11 protein-coding genes are annotated in these 15,394 nt (G+C 63.4%); 4 read left to right on the top strand and 7 right to left on the bottom strand.

Features of this window, described 5'->3' with window-relative positions; genetic code table 11:
* Positions 1–215 precede the first annotated feature (215 nt).
* A complete protein-coding gene (locus CUJ90_RS03830) occupies positions 216–1,463 on the bottom strand; it encodes an ABC transporter substrate-binding protein (RefSeq protein ID WP_073430793.1) in 1,248 nt (415 codons plus the stop codon).
* Positions 1,464–2,005: 542 nt separating this feature from the next.
* Between CUJ90_RS03830 and zwf the strand changes: the two genes are divergently transcribed.
* The 3 genes from zwf (at position 2,006) to CUJ90_RS03815 (ending at position 6,233) form a co-directional block, all read left to right on the top strand.
* Positions 2,006–3,469, top strand: a complete 1,464-nt coding sequence (zwf, locus tag CUJ90_RS03825; protein WP_114162024.1) for a glucose-6-phosphate dehydrogenase — start codon at positions 2,006–2,008, stop codon at positions 3,467–3,469.
* Between the two features lie 162 nt (positions 3,470–3,631).
* Positions 3,632–4,339: a 6-phosphogluconolactonase gene (gene pgl, locus CUJ90_RS03820; RefSeq protein ID WP_114162023.1), complete on the top strand. Its 708-nt coding sequence runs from the start codon at positions 3,632–3,634 to the stop codon at positions 4,337–4,339.
* Positions 4,317–6,233 carry a bifunctional transcriptional regulator/glucokinase gene (locus CUJ90_RS03815; RefSeq protein ID WP_073430796.1) on the top strand — a complete coding sequence of 639 codons (1,917 nt, stop codon included), beginning with the start codon at positions 4,317–4,319 and terminating at the stop codon, positions 6,231–6,233. The genes pgl and CUJ90_RS03815 overlap by 23 nt, the downstream gene beginning before the upstream one ends.
* A gap of 753 nt (positions 6,234–6,986) precedes the next feature.
* Here CUJ90_RS03815 and CUJ90_RS03810 read toward each other — a convergent pair.
* The 6 genes from CUJ90_RS03810 to apbC all read right to left on the bottom strand — a co-directional run bounded on the left by CUJ90_RS03810 (position 6,987) and on the right by apbC (position 14,052).
* Positions 6,987–8,117: an IS481 family transposase gene (locus CUJ90_RS03810; protein ID WP_114161853.1), complete on the bottom strand. Its 1,131-nt coding sequence runs from the start codon at positions 8,115–8,117 to the stop codon at positions 6,987–6,989.
* A gap of 195 nt (positions 8,118–8,312) precedes the next feature.
* The gene (locus CUJ90_RS03805; RefSeq protein ID WP_244219967.1) at positions 8,313–9,041 is read right to left on the bottom strand and encodes a lysozyme inhibitor LprI family protein; all 729 of its coding nucleotides are present in this window, start codon (positions 9,039–9,041) and stop codon (positions 8,313–8,315) included.
* A gap of 11 nt (positions 9,042–9,052) precedes the next feature.
* Positions 9,053–11,338 (bottom strand): arginine/lysine/ornithine decarboxylase, encoded by a 2,286-nt coding sequence (locus CUJ90_RS03800; protein WP_073431984.1) that lies wholly within the window; start codon positions 11,336–11,338, stop codon positions 9,053–9,055.
* An 87-nt stretch (positions 11,339–11,425) separates the two neighbouring features.
* Positions 11,426–11,995 (bottom strand): dCTP deaminase, encoded by a 570-nt coding sequence (gene dcd / locus CUJ90_RS03795; RefSeq protein WP_012432068.1) that lies wholly within the window; start codon positions 11,993–11,995, stop codon positions 11,426–11,428.
* Between the two features lie 302 nt (positions 11,996–12,297).
* On the bottom strand, positions 12,298–12,831 hold the full coding sequence (locus CUJ90_RS03790) for a superoxide dismutase family protein (protein WP_073431983.1): 534 nt from the start codon (positions 12,829–12,831) through the stop codon (positions 12,298–12,300).
* Positions 12,832–12,963: 132 nt separating this feature from the next.
* The gene (gene apbC / locus CUJ90_RS03785; RefSeq protein WP_073431982.1) at positions 12,964–14,052 is read right to left on the bottom strand and encodes an iron-sulfur cluster carrier protein ApbC; all 1,089 of its coding nucleotides are present in this window, start codon (positions 14,050–14,052) and stop codon (positions 12,964–12,966) included.
* Positions 14,053–14,391: 339 nt separating this feature from the next.
* On the opposite strand from apbC, the gene CUJ90_RS03780 reads away from it, so the two are divergent.
* Positions 14,392–15,045, top strand: a complete 654-nt coding sequence (locus CUJ90_RS03780) for a YiaD family glycine zipper/OmpA-like lipoprotein (RefSeq protein WP_073431981.1) — start codon at positions 14,392–14,394, stop codon at positions 15,043–15,045.
* The last annotated feature ends 349 nt before the right edge of the window (positions 15,046–15,394 follow it).

Raw genomic sequence — 15,394 nt, 5'->3', positions numbered from 1 at the left:
CTGCTGAAACTGTACCGCCGGGTGGCTCGCGCTTGCGATGCACGAGGCCGCGACGGCATAGGTGTGACTCGATGAAACCAGGGGTGAAAGCGCCTGCTGCCGGCCTGTTCAACGCATCTGGCACATGCGGCGCGATCAGCGTCCTGAAGGGCGCGCCCGGCGCCCGTTGCCGCAACGGCCGGGCGCGCCGCTTCACTCAAACCACGACGTGCGACTTACTTCGTCTTCGCTGCCTTCGCGAGCGCGGCAACCGCGCTCTTCGAATCCTGCTGCGAGTTCATGAACTTCGTGACCACGTCCGAGATCGCGCCGGCTGCTGCATCCGGTTGCGCCATGCCGTGCGCCAGCGAAGGCACATAGCCGCCCGACTTGATCGCCACCTGTTCATCCGCATACGACTTCTTCGCGCAGTCGTCGAACTTGGCCATCGACACGCCCAGACGCACCGGAATCGAACCCTTGTTCAGGCTGAACTGTTCCTGGAACTCCGGCGACATGATCGTCTTGGCGAGCGCCAGCTGACCCGGCGTGGCTGCCTTCTGGCCCTTCTGCTGGAAGAACACGAACGAATCGACGTTGAACGTGTACGACTTTTCCGTGCCCGGCACGGCGGCGCAGATGTAGTCCGAACCCGACTTCTTGCCGGCGTTGGCGAATTCGCCCTTCGCCCAGTCGCCCATGAACTGCATGCCGGCCTTGCCGTTGATGACCATGGCCGTGGCGAGGTTCCAGTCACGGCCCGTGCGGCCCGCGTCGAAGTAACCCTGGATCTTGCGGACCGTGTCGAACACGCCGACCATCTTGTCCGAGGTCAGCGTCTTTTCGTCGAGATCGACCAGCGCCTTCTTGTAGAAGTCGGCGCCTTGCGACAGCACGACGTCTTCCCACAGCGTCAGGTCTTGCCACGGCTGACCGCCCATCGCGACCGGCTGGATGCCCGCGGCCTTCATCTTGTCGGCCACCGCGAAGAACTCGGGCCACGTGGTCGGCGCCTTGCCGCCCGCCTTCTCCAGTGCCGCCTTGTTGATGTACAGCCAGTTCACGCGGTGCACCGAGAAAGGCGCCGCCACGTAGTGGCCTTCCGCATGCATGATCTTGTCGATTTCCGGCGGCAGGTTCTTCTTCCAGTCGCCTGCGACCGAGTCGATCGGCACCAGCACGCCTTGCTGTGCCCAGTCCTGAATCAGCGGACCCTTGATCTGCGCGGCGCTCGGCGCGTTGCCCGAGATCACCTGCGTCTTCAGCGCCGTCATGGCAGCCGCGCCCGCACCGCCCGCCACCGCAAAGTCCTTCCACGTGTAACCCTGCTTCGTCATGTCGTCCTTGAGGACGCCGACGGCTTTCGACTCGCCGCCCGAGGTCCACCAGTGCAACACTTCGACCGACTCGGCGGCCTGCACGGCCGAGACGCCACACATCAGACCCGCGGCGCACAAAGCGCCCATGATCGCGCGAAATTTCATTGCTTATCTCCTCCAGACACCTGAACAAAAAACGAATGGCCCCTGATGTCGCCAGGGTGCTGTGGTTGGTTCAAACAGGCAAAACACTGGGCGATCGAGCACGGTCGGGCGCATGCGTGACGCATGTGCCGGCGGACCGATGTTCGTCCGCTGGAAGCTCAAGAGATGAGTGGTTCGGGATGCAACTGACTGTCTCCTCTTTTGATTTTTGCCTGCCCGCTTCGCGCGGCAGACTCGAGGTGCCTCGCATGTCAACCTGGTGCGGCACCCTTGCCGGCTGCCTAGATATCCGGCTTTCCGAAAGGCCGCCGGCGCATGCTGGCAAGTGCCGACACGTAATGTCCGTTAACATGCAGGGGACGCCCGCCGATTGGGAAAAACGCATGTTTTTGCCTTGCAGCCACACGCTTTTTTCATCGAATTAGCGCTACCTCTTGATTTGGATTGTAGTTAAACTACAATTCAGTGTCAAAAAATATTTTATCGGACTACGGCCGCTCTTTCTGCTGACCGCGGCGGCCCCAGGACATCGACGGAGACTCATGCAAACCGACTCAAGCTTCACCTTCGTTCTCTTCGGCGGAACTGGCGATCTGTCGATGCGCAAGATCCTTCCGGCACTGTTTGAAGCGCACCGTGCGGGCGGCATGCTCGCCGCGAGCGGCAAGATCGTCGCGGTGGCGCGCCATGTGGCCGATCGTGGCGGCTACCTCGAATGGGTCGATACGCACGTCAAGCCATATGTGTCGAAGAACGGTCTGGATGAAACGGCATGGGCGAGCTTTCTCGAACGCATCGAGTTCGTGAAGCTCGATCTCGGCAATCCCGAAGACTTCGCGCTGCTGCGCGATGCCGTGAGCGACTTGCCCGGCATTCGCGTGTTCTATCTGGCAACGGGTCCGTCGCTGTTCGTGCCGATCTGCCGCGCATTGGCGTCGGTGGGGCTGAACGAGAACGCGCGCATCGTGCTCGAAAAGCCGCTCGGCTATGACCTCAAGTCGTCGAATGCGATCAATGATGCGGTCGGCGAAATCTTCGCCGAGGAACAGATCTACCGGATCGACCACTACCTCGGTAAAGAGCCGGTGCAGAACCTGCTGGCGCTGCGCTTCGGCAATGCGCTGTTCGAGCCGCTGTGGCGCCGCGAATGGGTGGAGAGCATTCAGATCACGATCGCCGAGGAACTCGGCGTCGAGGCGCGCGGCGACTTCTACGACAACACCGGCGCATTGCGCGACATGGTGCAGAACCATTTGCTGCAACTGCTTTCGATCGTCGCGATGGAACCGCCCCATTCGATGGATTCCGACTCGGTGCGCGACGAGAAGCTGCGCGTGCTGCGCGCATTGAAACCGATCGATCAGCGCGACATCAGCAAGGTCGCCGTGCGCGGGCAATATCATTCGGGCGTGATTCGCGGCGCCACGGTGCCCGCCTATGCAACCGAGCCCGGCGTGAAGCCGGAGAGCACGACGGAAACCTTCGTCGCGCTGAAGGTCGAGATCGAGAACTGGCGCTGGGCCGGCGTGCCGTTTTTCCTGCGCACGGGCAAGCGGCTCGCGGACCGCGTCGCTGAAATCGTGGTGAATTTCCGCCCGGTGCCGCATTCGGCGTTGGGCGCGTCCGCGTTGCGCGCCGGGGCGAACCGCCTCGTGATCCGCTTGCAGCCGAACGAAACCATTCGCCTCTACTGCCTCGCCAAGCAGCCGGGCGAAGGCATGAATCTCGCCAGCGTCCATCTCGACCTCGCGTTCGACCGGTTCTTCCGCGAAGGCCAGATGGAAGCGTATCAGCGCCTGTTGCTCGACGTGATCAACGGCCGCCTCGCGCTGTTCGTGCGGCGCGACGAGCAGGAAGCGGCCTGGCGCTGGGTCGAACCGATCCTGAACGAATGGGCGGCCTCGAACAAGCCGCCCAAGCCGTACGCATCGGGCACGTGGGGGCCGGCCGCGGCGAGCGCGATGCTGGCGCAGCACGGCACCTGCTGGCTCGAGGAAGAGAATTGAATCACGGCGGCGCGGCGCGCCGCCCGTAAGACCCACCGACGAACTGAACGGAATGGCGCCGGTATCACGAAGGCGCCTGCAAGTCATCCCAGCTTGCAGGCGTCGAACGGGAGCAGTACCGCACGTTCCGCGGATCTAACAAGAAAGCAGCACGGAGGAGAAGTGATCGAGCTTCACGCTTTCGACGACCAACGCGCCCAATCCGACGCGTTGGCGAAAGCGGTCGGCGACGCGTTACATGCGTCGCTCGCCGCATCGGCGGCCACGGCCGCCACCGGCACGCGCCCTGCCCTGCTTGCCGTATCCGGCGGCAGCAGTCCGCGGCCGTTTCTGCAGACGCTGTCCACGCAATCCTTCGACTGGGCGCGCATTGCCGTGACGCTGGTCGACGACCGCTGGGTGCCCGAGACGGACAGCGCGAGCAACGCGCAACTGGTACACGACACGCTCTTGCAAAACGCCGCGCGACACGCCGCGTTCTGGCCGCTCGCCGACACCGCTCAGGATCTGCACGCGCATGTTGCCGCGCTGAATGCCGACCCGCGCTTTAGCGTCGTGCCGGACGTCGCGATTCTCGGCATGGGCGAAGACGGCCATACCGCGTCGATCTTTGCCGACGCGCCCGAATGGGATCACGCGATCACCACCGCCGAGCGCTTCGTCGCCGTGCATCCCGGCAATGCGCCGCATGCGCGCGTGAGCTGGTCGCTGTCCGCGTTGAAAGAAGTGAAGCATCTGTTCCTGCTGATCGCCGGACCGCGCAAGATGGACGTGCTGAATGCCGCCGCCGCTTCGCTACAAAAAAATGCCATCTCGCAGTTGGCGAACGACAAGGGAGTGAGACTCGATGTCTACTGGTGTGCAAACTAAGGCTGTTCCGGGCGCGGGCCAGCACGCCGATGGACCGAGGCTGCTGGCCGACATCGGCGGCACCAATGCGCGCTTCGCGCTGGAAAACAGTCCGGGGGAGATCGGCTCGGTGCAGGTCTACCCTTGCGCCGACTATCCGGGCGTGGCCGAAGTCATCAAGAAGTACCTGAAGGACACGAGGATCGGCCGCGTGAATCATGCGGCCATCGCGATTGCCAACCCGGTCGACGGCGATCAGGTGAGCATGACGAATCACGACTGGAGCTTTTCGATCGAAGCCACGCGCCGCGCGCTCGGCTTCGACACGCTGCTGGTCGTGAATGACTTCACCGCGCTCGCCATGGCGCTGCCAGGACTCACCGACGCGCAACGCGTGCAGGTGGGCGGCGGCACGCGCCGTCCGAACAGCGTGATCGGCCTGCTCGGCCCGGGCACCGGCATGGGCGTATCCGGCCTGATTCCCGCCGACGACCGCTGGATCGCGCTCGGCAGCGAAGGCGGCCACGCCACCTTCGCGCCGGCGGACGAACGCGAGGACATCGTGTTGCAATACGCGCGCAAGAAGTGGTCGCACGTGTCGTTCGAACGCGTGGCCGCGGGTCCCGGCATCGAGGTCATCTACCGCGCGCTGGCGGGCCGCGACAAGAAACGCGTGGCGGCGAGCGTCGACACGGTCGAGATCGTCAAGCGCGCGCTGGAAGGCGAGCCGCTCGCGGCCGAATCCGTCGACGTGTTCTGCGGCATTCTCGGCACCTTCGCCGGCAATATCGCGGTGACGCTCGGCGCGCTGGGCGGCATCTACATTGGCGGCGGCGTGGTGCCGCGCCTGGGCGAGTTCTTCGCGCGCTCGTCGTTTCGCAAGCGGTTCGAGGCCAAGGGCCGCTTCGAGGCGTATTTGCAGAACGTGCCGACCTATGTGATCACCGCCGAATACCCGGCGTTTCTCGGCGTTTCGGCGATTCTCGCCGAGCAGTTGTCGAATCGCGCGGGCGGCAGTTCATCGGCTGTGTTCGAACGGATTCGCCAGATGCGCGACGCGTTGACGCCGGCCGAGCGCCGCGTGGCCGATCTCGCGCTGAATCATCCGCGCTCGATCATCAACGATCCGATCGTCGATATCGCGCGCAAGGCCGACGTGAGTCAGCCGACGGTGATCCGCTTTTGCCGTTCGCTCGGCTGCCAAGGTTTGTCGGATTTCAAGCTGAAGCTCGCGACGGGTTTGACCGGCACGATTCCGGTGAGTCATAGCCAGGTGCATCTGGGCGACACGGCGACGGACTTCGGCGCGAAGGTGCTCGACAACACCGTGTCGGCGATCTTGCAGTTGCGCGAGCATCTGAACTTCGAGCATGTCGAGCGGGCGATCGATCTGTTGAACGGCGCGCGGCGCATCGAGTTTTACGGGCTCGGCAATTCGAACATCGTCGCGCAGGATGCGCATTACAAGTTTTTCCGTTTCGGCATTCCGACGATTGCCTACGGCGATCTGTATATGCAGGCGGCGTCGGCTGCGCTGCTCGGCAAGGGTGATGTGATCGTTGCCGTGTCCAAGTCGGGACGCGCGCCCGAATTACTGCGCGTGCTGGATGTGGCGATGCAGGCGGGGGCCAAGGTGATTGCCATTACTTCGAGCAATACGCCGTTGGCCAAGCGGGCGACCGTCGCGCTGGAAACCGATCACATTGAAATTCGCGAGTCGCAGTTGTCGATGATTTCGCGGATTCTGCATCTGGTGATGATCGATATTCTTGCTGTGGGGGTGGCGATTCGGCGCGCCGTGCCTAGCGCGGATGTGGCGGAGACGGTTGCCAGGGCGCGGCAAGGTGCCGATGATGATGCGAGCGCCGTGCTGGATTGGTTGAGTCATGGGGCCGCTTCTTCGGCGCGGGATTGATGTGGTGTTTTTTGCCTGGTCGGCGGGTTGGGTTGTGGTTTTGTAGTTTTGGCTTTTACTTGATTTGTTAGTGGTCTATTAGCGTTGCCCCTGTGCGGGGCGGCACCTACTTTTCTTTGCCGGCCGCAAAGAAAAGTAGGCAAAAGAAAGCGGCTAACACCGCTAACTCTTAAGTGGGTCCCCTGGCTTGGAGGGGGCAGTGGTGCATCTGGAATCCGTGCCCTCGCACATTCGACGCTCGTGACCAGGCAGTCATTCTTCCGGCGGCGCTGCGCGCGCCGTCGCGGTGCTTCATCAAACCGCGCGGCGCTTTTGACGCTATGTGGTACTGCATCAAACCACGCGTAGCTTTAGGCGCTACTTCACTAAACCATGCGCCGCTTCTCGACTAAGCGGTGCTTCCATTCAACTCGTGCTTGCCCTCTGTCGCGCGCAACTGAACGGCGCGACTTTCGGCGCCACGCCGAGGCGAAGCCGACGGCTCCCAACTGCGTGCGAGCGATGCCCCTGGTTTGCAAGGCAGACCCTTCCGGCGAGCGCGCAGCGCGAGGCGGGAAGTATGACTGCCTTGTCACGAACGCGGAGTGTGCGAGAGCACGGATTCCAGATGCACCACGATCCCCTCCAAGCCAGGGGACCCACTTAAAAATTAGCGGTGTGAGCCGCTTTCTTTTGCCTACTTTTCTTTGCGGCCGGTGTACAGACCGGAGACATGGTTGACGAACGTGCGAGGACATCGTTGACACTTTATGGTCAGCGGTTTTCGCTCCTCAGGTCAAGGGTGAGGATGCGGTGATGGGCAAACCAGAATTCAAATACGCCGTCTTCGCCGTCCTTTGCGCGTGCTGCAACCGGCAGCCGGTAAAGTGCTTTCGAGACCTTCAGGCGCCGTCCTTCAAAGCGTAGCTCGCCATTTGCCTTGACCCGCAGCACCACGTCATCCGGGCCGTACTCCGGCTCGCGCAGGACCGATGGAAACGCCCGCGGGCTCGGCTGGTAACGGCTCATCGGAGTGTCCATGCCGATCGCCTCGTGCGGGCGCTCGCAGTTATAGATGGTGCGCCAGCGGTCCAGTTCGCGTTGCACGTGCTGCTGGGTGGCGAAGCTCCGTTCGTTCAGCACTTCGGCCTTCAGCGTGCGGTGAAACCGCTCGTCCTTGCCGTTGGTCTGCGGATGGTAAGGCCGGCTGTAGCTGATGCGGATCCCCAGCCGGATCAGCCAGACGGCCAGTTCGGTGAGCTGCCCCGGGCTGCCCGGTGAACCCCATGGCGAACCGTTATCGGTGTTGATGCGCAACGGCAGGCCGTAGTGGCCGAATGCCTCGCGCAGGCCCGCCTGCACCGTGGCCGTATCGGTTGGCCCACAGGCGCGCAGCAGGATGCTGAAGCGCGAATGGTCGTCGAGCACCGTCAGGGGGCTACAACGCCCCTGCTCGAGGGTATCGAAGTGTCCCTTGAAGTCCATCTGCCAGAGGACGTTGGGCTGCTCGTGCTCAAAGCGCTTCCAGGGTTCACTCATCGCTGAACCGGCCGGCAGGATCAGATTGTGCCGGTGCAGGATGGCTGTCACGGTGCTGGGCTGCGGCACCGCTTCAAAGCCCAGATCCCGCAGGCGCCGGCTGATCTTGCGGCCGCCCCAGCGCGGGTGTGCCTGACGCAGGCGCACCACCTCCTGCTCCATCTCAACCGTGGTCTTCGAGGGACTGCTGGCAGGGCGCCGCGACTGATCCGCCAGCGCGTCCTCGCCACGTCTGAGCCATTTGTAGCCGGTCTGCCGGCTGATGTTAAAGCGCTCGCACAGTTCGGTGACCGTGAGCGTGCGCTGACTGGCCAGATGAACAAATTCCTGTCTGAGGCTCATGGTGTCTCTTGCGTTCCAGGGCATGGTCGGGACCGGGCGTTTTCGTACCCGGAAGTGTCAACCATGTCCTCGCACACCTGTCAGCTATGTCTCCGGTCTGTACAGGCCGACAAAGAAAAGTAGGTGCCGCCCCGCACAGGGGCAACGCTAATAGACCACTAACAAATCAAGAAAAGGCCCAAACACAGCAAGCCCCCCGCCCGCAGTGCACCACCCACCTTAATCATTCCCCACCGTCTCCGACAACCGCTTAATCGTCGCGACTCTCGCGCCAATCACATCGATCCGGCCACGCTCATCGAGCAACGGCGTACTCGCATTGAGATACACGGTCCACGCCTTCTGCGCCCGCGTCAGCGTCGATCGCGAATGCACCGGCATCTTCGACTGCAAGCGACGGTAATAACGGTTCAGATCGAACATCGCATGTTCGCACCGCGCATCCGCGCCGCACGCACGCGGACGGCGCGGCGGATCGCCACCGGCGTTGATCCCCGCCACCGCGCCGCGCAGCGCGAGCGCCCGGTCACGCACCGGCTGCAACTGCATGTCGGCTTCGGCCAGCACATACCTCGTGCCGCGCGTCGTCGCGAACACCGCCGCGAGCAATTGCTTCTCGGCATCGCGTGACGCTTGCCAGCTTGCCTGGCTCTTTTCCCACTGCTTGCGCCGCGCCGGCGGCAAGCCTTGCTGAAGCTGCTGCCACGCGTTGTCCATCGCGGTTTTCCAGGCGATTCGAGCGGTGTCCATGCACTGCACCTGCCCCGCCGCCGACGACATGTCGCTGCGCGCGAGACAGGTACGCATCGACGCGTCGATCGGATCGGCCGCGGCGACTTCGGCGCGCGCCGCCGAGGACGCGGCGCCGAGCACGAGGCCGAGCGCGAACGCGACAACCAGCGCGCCGAACCCGCGCCGCCAGCCGTCGACGCTCCACAGGAACCTCATCGTCCGCATCGTCAGGCGCGCACGCAATCGACGAAGTACTCGATGCGCCCGTTGATCGTTTCGCCGACCAGCCCGTGGATGTCCGTGTGGAAACCGGGGAAGCGCTCGTTGAATTCACGCGCGAAACGCAGGTAATTGACGATCGTCCGGTTGAAGCGCTCGCCCGGAATCAGCAACGGAATGCCCGGCGGATACGGCGTCAGCAGAATCGACGTGACGCGGCCTTCGAGTTCGTCGATCGGTACCCGGTCGATCTCGCGGTGCGCGAGCTTGGCGAACGCGTCGGAGGGCTTCATCGCCGGTTCCATGCTCGACAGGTACATCTCGGTCGTCAGGCGCGCAATGTCGTTCGCACGGTAGACGCTGTGAATCTGCTGGCACAGATCGCGCAGGCCGACCCGCTCGTACATCGGATGATGCGCGACGAACTCGGGCAACACGCGCCACAGCGGCTGGTTGTTGTCGTAGTCGTCCTTGAACTGCTGCAACTCGGTCACCATCGAGTTCCAGCGGCCCTTGGTGATGCCGATCGTAAACATGATGAAGAACGAATACAGCCCGGTCTTCTCGACGATGATGCCGTGCTCGGCCAGGTACTTCGTGACGATCGCGGCGGGAATGCCCGATTCGCCGAAGCCGCCGTCCATGTCGAGACCCGGCGTGACGATGGTCGCCTTGATCGGGTCGAGCATGTTGAAGCCGTCGGCGAGCGGGCCGAAACCGTGCCACGGGTCGTTCGGGCGCAGCATCCAGTCCTCGCGCGAGCCGATGCCTTCCTCGGCGAACTGGTCAGGGCCCCACACCTTGAAGAACCAGTCGTCGCCGTATTCGGCGTCGACCTTGCTCATCGCGCGGCGGAAGTCGAGCGCTTCGGCAATCGATTCCTCGACGAGCGCGGTGCCGCCCGGCGCTTCCATCATCGCGGCGGCCACGTCGCACGACGCGATGATCGCGTACTGCGGGCTGGTGGACGTGTGCATCAGATACGCTTCGTTGAAGCGGTGCTTGTCGAAGCGGCTGTTCTTCGAATCCTGCACGACGATCTGCGACGCCTGCGAAATGCCGGCCAGCAGCTTGTGCGTGGAGTGCGTGGCGTACACCATCGCGCCGATGCGCGGGCGCCCCGCGCCGATCGCGTGCATGTCCTGATAGAACTCGTGGAATTCGGCGTGCGGCAGCCACGCTTCGTCGAAGTGCAGCGTGTCGAGCCATTCGCCCAACATTCCCTTGATCATCTCGACGTTGTAGATCACGCCGTCGTAGGTGCTCTGCGTGATGGTCAGGATGCGCGGCTTGAGATTGGGGTTTTTCGCCAGCGCTTCGCGCGCGAACGGATTCGCCTCGATCTTCTTGCGAATATTTTCCGGCTCGAATTCGCTGCGCGGAATCGGGCCGATGATGCCGAAATTGTTGCGCGTCGGCGTGAGGAACACCGGAATCGAACCGGTCATCGTGATCGCGTGCAGGATCGACTTGTGGCAGTTGCGGTCCACCAGCACGATGTCGCCGGGCGCCACCGTGCCGTGCCAGACGATCTTGTTCGAGGTCGACGTGCCGTTGGTCACGAAGAACACGTGGTCGGCGCTGAAAATGCGCGCGGCGTTGCGCTCGGACGCGGCGACCGGCCCGGTGTGGTCGAGCAGCTGGCCGAGTTCGTCGACGGCATTGCACACGTCGGCGCGCAGCATGTTCTCGCCGAAGAACTGGTGGAACATCTGGCCGAGCGGGCTCTTGAGGAACGCGACGCCGCCCGAGTGACCGGGGCAGTGCCATGAGTACGAGCCTTCTTCCGCGTACTGCACCAGTTCCTTGAAGAACGGCGGCGCGAGCGAATCCAGGTACACCTTGGTCTCGCGGATGATATGGCGCGCGACGAACTCCGGCGTATCCTCGAACATGTGGATGAAGCCGTGCAACTCGCGCAGGATGTCGTTCGGCAAGTGGCGCGAGGTGCGCGTTTCGCCGTACAGGAAGATCGGAATGTCCGCGTTGCGGCGGCGCACTTCGGCCACGAACGCGCGCAATGCGACGATCGCGGCGGCCAGCTCCGGCGTCTCGCCTTCCACCACGACGTTATCGACGTAGGGCAGCAGCTCGTCGTCGTCGATCGAGAGGATGAAGCACGAGGCGCGGCTCGACTGCTGCGCGAACGACGTCAGATCGCCATAGCTCGTCAGCCCGAGCACTTCCGCGCCTTCTTTCTCGATTGCCTCGGCCAGAGCCCGGATGCCGGAACCCGAGATGTTCTCGGAGCGGAAATCTTCGTCGATGATGACGACGGGAAAACGAAACTTCATGGGCGATTCTCCAAAAAGAACGACCGCTGCATTCTGTCAATTGCAGCGGTCACCCCGTATAGCTGGTGGATCAGTGCGCTGCCGGCGTTACGTCTTGGGCAACGTGACGCCGTGCTGACCTTGATATTTGCCGCCGCGATCCGCGTACGACGTTTCACAAATCTCGTCGCTTTCGAAAAACAGCACCTGGGCGACGCCTTCGTTCGCGTAGATTTTGGCAGGCAAAGGTGTCGTATTCGAGAATTCGAGCGTGACGTGTCCTTCCCATTCCGGTTCGAACGGCGTCACGTTGACGATGATCCCGCAGCGCGCATAGGTGGACTTGCCGAGGCACACGGTCAGCACGCTGCGCGGAATACGGAAATATTCGACGGTGCGGGCGAGCGCGAACGAATTCGGCGGGATGATGCAGACGTCGCCCTTGAAATCGACAAACGACTTCTCGTCGAAGTTCTTCGGATCGACGATGGTCGAATTGATGTTCGTGAAGATCTTGAATTCGTCGGCGCAGCGGATGTCGTAACCGTAGCTCGACGTGCCGTAGCTGACGATCTTCCGGCCGTCTTCGGAGACGCGGACCTGATCGGGCGCGAACGGCTCGATCATGTTGTGCGACGCGGCCATGCGCCGGATCCACTTGTCGGATTTGATGGTCATAGGTGAACGCTGCTCGACGTGAATGACAGGGTGACGGATAACGGCCCGGTTTCAACGGGTAACTTTCGCGGCGGGCTACTGGCGGGCTACCGCGGGCTTCAAGCGCCGCGCCGCCGCGCCATGTGGAGCCTGGCTGGATTCCCGCCTACGCGCCTTGGGCCAGGCGGCCTCAACGAAAGGCGCTCATTTTACGCGATCACGAAGACTGCCGCGGGTGCGCCGGAGAAACAATCCAACGCGCGATCAGACATGACCGGCCGCGCTTCCAAAGGCCGCCCGCAAGGAGATCGAACTCCCGCCGCTCACTGGCGAATCAAACCGCAGGCGAGCGCGGAGCCCGCGCCATGCTGCGGATACGCATAGGGGTCGGTCGCATCGTGATGCAGCAGCACCGCGCGCTGCAATACCGAGCGGATACCGTCGAGCGACACGTCCGGCGCGACGATGAAGCCGCTCGCCACGCCGTTCGCATCCGCATGAATATTGCCGAGATCGCCTTCGACCCGCGCGCCCGCTTTCAGACGCTCGGCGGCCGGCGAGAACACCTGGCCGGCGCTGGAGCCGTCGGCGGCGTTGCAGTCGCCGCGCTCGTGGACTTGCAGCGCATGGTCGCTGTTGGGCGGCAAGCCGGCGAGATTGTAGGTGACCTGCACGCCGTCCGAGCGCTCGATGAACGTAACGAGGCCGCGCGCCTGGTTGCCCACGGTGGGCAGCAACTGCGCGTCGGCGCGCTTTTCCTGTGGTCTCAGGAACGCGCTACAGCCGCATAACAGCAGACTGCTGGCAGCCAGGACGATGAACGCATGCACCGCCTGCCCGTCGATTCGTTTTCCCATGCGATCCTCTTGCCGGCCTGGCGGCCGCCCCTGCGGCCGCCGAGCCGAACTTGTGAAGCCGACATGATACCGCGAGACCAGCCGCAAACAGGCGCAAATAGGCGCGGACAGGCGCCTCGCCCAAACGCCCGGTCAGGTGTTCTGCACGACGATGTTGGGGAACTTCGACGTCATGTCGCGCGCCCGCTCGGCGATATGAACCGCGACCTTGCGTGCGATCGACCGGTAGATCTCCGCGATGCGTCCTTCGGGGTCCGCCACCACGGTCGGCCGGCCCGAGTCGGCCTGCTCGCGGATCGCGATGTCGAGCGGCAGACTGCCGAGCACCTCGACGCCATATTCCTTCGCCATTCGCTCGCCGCCGCCGGCGCCGAAAATGTGCTCTTCATGGCCGCAGTTCGAGCAGATGTGCATGCCCATGTTCTCGACGATGCCGAGAATCGGAATGCCGACCTTTTCGAACATCTTGAGACCCTTCTTCGCGTCGAGTAGCGCGATGTCCTGCGGCGTCGTGACGATCACGGCGCCCGTCACCGGCACGCGTTGCGACAAGGTCAGCTGAATGTCGCCGGTACCAGGCGGCATGTCGACGATCAGGTAGTCGAGATCCTGCCAGTTGGTCTGCCGCAGTAGTTGCTCGAGCGCCGACGTGGCCATCGGGCCGCGCCACACCATCGGGTTGTCCTGTTCGATCAGAAAGCCGATCGAATTGGCCTGCACGCCGTGGCCGGTCATCGGGTTCATCGACTTCTCGTCGGGCGACTCGGGGCGGCCGACGATGCCGAGCATCATGGGCAGCGACGGACCATAAATGTCCGCGTCGAGTATGCCGACCGACGCCCCTTCGCTCGCTAGCGCCAGCGCCAGGTTCACGGCGGTCGTGCTCTTGCCGACACCGCCCTTGCCCGACGCCACCGCGACGATGTTTTTCACGCTCGGCAAGAGTTTCACGCCGCGCTGCACGGTATGCGCCGCGATCTGCTGCGACACTTCGATGCGCGCGTTCGTCACGCCCGGCACGCCTCGCAGCGCGTCCGCGAACTGCGCGCGGACCGCTTCGAACTGGCGTCTCGCCGGATAGCCGAGCACCACCTCGAGGCTGACCGTGTCGCCTTCCACGGCGACGTTCTTGATGTTCCTGGCAGCGGCGTAGGGCCGGCCCGTGTTGGGGTCGGTGACGGCTGCGAGGGCAGCGTCGATCAAAGCCCGATCGATACTCATTGACACTCCGTGGGAACACTTGCGGCGCGGCGCGAATCGGGTCTGCGCGCGCGCCGGAATTTGAAAGAAATTGTTAGACAGCATTGCGAAAACCCGGCCTGCCGGGCACCCTTCCGGCAGGCGGAACGCCGAAGGGGTCGCATCGCTGCGTACACCAGCTAATATTGTAGTGGCTGGCGCCAAGCCGTGCCGCAAGACCCTGCTTCACTGTCGGACCGGGACTTAGAAAGCGTAGGATTTTCCGTATTGTCGAGCAGTCCGCTTTACTCGCGTCACGTTAGCCGAAATGGATTGATCGCTAACCGCCGCGTTACTCGCTTCACTCAAGAGGAATCAAAAATGAATGCAAAAATCATGACTCGCCTGGCTGTATTCGCCGTTGCCGGCTCCCTGCTGGCAGGCTGCGCAAGCCAACAGGGCACTAACACGGCCGTCGGTACGGGCGTGGGCGCCGGCACCGGCGCGGCGCTGGGCGCGATCTTCGGCGGCGGCAAGGGCGCGGCGATCGGCGCAGGCGTCGGCGCAGCGGTGGGCGGCATCACCGGCTACAACTGGCAAGCCATTCACAACAAGCTCTCCGGCGCCACCAAGGGCACCGGTACGCAGATCACCGAGCAGCCGGACGGCTCGCTCAAGCTGAACATTCCGAGCTCGGTCACGTTCGACACGAACAGCTACGCGGTCAAGCCGTCGTTTGCGCCGGTGCTGGATCAGCTTGCGCAGACCCTGCAGCAGAACCCGGAACTGATCGCTCAGGTGGTCGGCCACACGGATAGCACCGGCCAGCCGGCGTACAACCAGACGCTGTCGGTCAACCGCGCGCAAAGCGTGACGGGCTACCTGGGCCAACGTGGCGTCGCGCCGCAACGCCTGTCGGCACAAGGCATGGGCCCGAACCAGCCGATCGCCGACAACAACACCGAAGCCGGCCGCGCCGCGAACCGTCGCGTGGAAATCTATCTGCGCGCCACGGCGCAGCACGCCACGCAATGACGTCACGGCTCGAAAGAGGATGAGGAAGCGGGCGCCGGGCTTGTGCCGCGGGCGTCCGCGAACCGTAAAACCGAGCTGGGAGAAAACCTGCACGAGAACGTAAAAAATTTCGAACTCTGCTGAAAATCCGCTGTCTCTCTTTACGGTACGTGGCTGGCAATCGCCGCCGCGTCACCATTCTCCTCTTGTCGTTGTTGCTCCGGGGTTTAATAGCCCCGGTTTTTTTTGGGCGCTCGGTATACACCGTCGCGCTTCTTCACGGCCCCTCCAGCCGATCCAGCCCGCGCCGCGCCGGGCGCCTGCCCTGCTAGAATCAACGTTTCGTCCCACCGCAGGCTCCCACCATCCT

The sequence above is a fragment of the Paraburkholderia terricola genome (assembly GCF_003330825.1).
Lineage (GTDB): Bacteria > Pseudomonadota > Gammaproteobacteria > Burkholderiales > Burkholderiaceae > Paraburkholderia > Paraburkholderia terricola.
This window is presented reverse-complemented; position numbering and strand designations above follow the sequence as displayed.

Coding starts and splice junctions, on each gene's coding strand:
- CUJ90_RS03790 (WP_073431983.1), bottom strand. CDS start 12,831: ATGGGAAAACGAATCGACGGGCAGGCGGTGCATGCGTTCATCGTCCTG.
- CUJ90_RS03815 (WP_073430796.1), top strand. CDS start 4,317: ATGTCTACTGGTGTGCAAACTAAGGCTGTTCCGGGCGCGGGCCAGCAC.
- CUJ90_RS03800 (WP_073431984.1), bottom strand. CDS start 11,338: ATGAAGTTTCGTTTTCCCGTCGTCATCATCGACGAAGATTTCCGCTCC.
- dcd (WP_012432068.1), bottom strand. CDS start 11,995: ATGACCATCAAATCCGACAAGTGGATCCGGCGCATGGCCGCGTCGCAC.
- apbC (WP_073431982.1), bottom strand. CDS start 14,052: ATGAGTATCGATCGGGCTTTGATCGACGCTGCCCTCGCAGCCGTCACC.
- CUJ90_RS03830 (WP_073430793.1), bottom strand. CDS start 1,463: ATGAAATTTCGCGCGATCATGGGCGCTTTGTGCGCCGCGGGTCTGATG.
- CUJ90_RS03805 (WP_244219967.1), bottom strand. CDS start 9,041: ATGAGGTTCCTGTGGAGCGTCGACGGCTGGCGGCGCGGGTTCGGCGCG.
- zwf (WP_114162024.1), top strand. CDS start 2,006: ATGCAAACCGACTCAAGCTTCACCTTCGTTCTCTTCGGCGGAACTGGC.
- CUJ90_RS03780 (WP_073431981.1), top strand. CDS start 14,392: ATGAATGCAAAAATCATGACTCGCCTGGCTGTATTCGCCGTTGCCGGC.
- CUJ90_RS03810 (WP_114161853.1), bottom strand. CDS start 8,117: ATGCCCTGGAACGCAAGAGACACCATGAGCCTCAGACAGGAATTTGTT.